Genomic DNA, 1,256 nt, shown 5'->3' with positions numbered 1-1,256 from the left:
AGGCTGCTGAAATACCTCGCCCTGGAAAGCCGAACTCGGTCCCAGAGGGTGTGTCCGCAGGACAATGCGGCATGCGCGGATCCGACACCTTCACCGAGAGCCTTTTCAGCATCAAGAAGTTGGACGACTTCGTGCCAGCGACGCACCCGCTGCGAGCCATCCGCGCGATGGTCAATGACGCGCTCAGCCAGCTCGAAGACCTGTTCGCAGGGATGTATGAAGACGCTAGTAAGGGAGGACGTCCGAGCATCGCCCCACAGAAGCTGCTGCGCGCAATGCTGCTGCAGGTGCTGTACTCCGTGCGCTCGGAACGACTGCTGATGGAACAGGTGCAATATAACCTGCTGTTTCGCTGGTTCATCGGACTGTCGATGCAAGACAGCGTCTGGGTGCCCACCGTGTTCAGCAAGAACCGTGAGCGTCTGATCGAACACGATGCCGTGGTGGCGTTCTTCAACGAAGTGCTCGCGCAGGCCGAGCGCAGAGACTGGTTGTCCCAGGAGCACTTCAGCGTGGACGGCACGCTGATCCAGGCCTGGGCCAGCCACAAGAGCTTTATGCCCAAGGACCGCGGCGATAGCGGCGGCGATGGCGATGGCGGTGATGGAGGCGACTTCCGGGGTCAGCCGCGCAGCAACGACACCCACGCATCGAAGACAGATCCCGACAGCCGGCTGTACCGCAAAGGCAAGACGGCCAGCGAGCTGCGCTTCATAGGCCACACGCTCATGGAGAACCGCAACGGCTTGATCGTCAATGCCATGGTCACTCAGGCCGATGGTTATGCCGAGCGCGAAGCGGCCAAGGCCATGATTGCCGACGCCCGGCAAGCCAACCCCGAAGCGCCGATCACCCTGAGCGCCGACAAGGGTTACGACGCGGCGGAGTTCGTCGCCGAGTTGCAGCGGCTCGAAGTGACGCCGCACGTGGCGCAGAACACATCGGGGCGCCGCTCGGCGGTGCCTGATGAGGTTGCCCAGGCCGATGGCTACGATTTGTCGATGAAGTGCCGCAAGCGCATCGAGCAAGGCTTCGGCTGGACCAAGACCATTGGTCAGTTGCGCCAAGTGATGGTGCGTGGGCTCAAGAAGGTGGACCAGGTATTCGTGCTGAACGTGACCGCCTACAACCTCGTGCGCATGCGTTCGCTGGGACAACTGCGTCTGCAGGCAGCGGGATGACTAGAAAAGGGGCGAAAGGCAGCCCTTGCGCGGTCCGAATCACCCTGTAAATGCGTCTTCGGGCTCCCCGCTCGA

1 protein-coding gene is annotated in these 1,256 nt (G+C 62.1%); it reads left to right on the top strand.

The features are described from left to right. The first annotated feature begins 71 nt into the window (after positions 1-71). Positions 72-1,181 (top strand): IS5 family transposase, encoded by a 1,110-nt coding sequence (locus J2W36_RS26505; protein WP_307692779.1) that lies wholly within the window; start codon positions 72-74, stop codon positions 1,179-1,181. Positions 1,182-1,256: the final 75 nt, after the last annotated feature.

The organism is Variovorax ginsengisoli (assembly GCF_030811835.1).
GTDB lineage: Bacteria > Pseudomonadota > Gammaproteobacteria > Burkholderiales > Burkholderiaceae_C > Variovorax > Variovorax ginsengisoli_C.
This window is presented reverse-complemented; position numbering and strand designations above follow the sequence as displayed.

Excerpts from the sequence above, each read along its gene's own strand:
- J2W36_RS26505 (WP_307692779.1), top strand. The coding sequence starts at position 72 with ATGCGCGGATCCGACACCTTCACCGAGAGCCTTTTCAGCATCAAGAAG.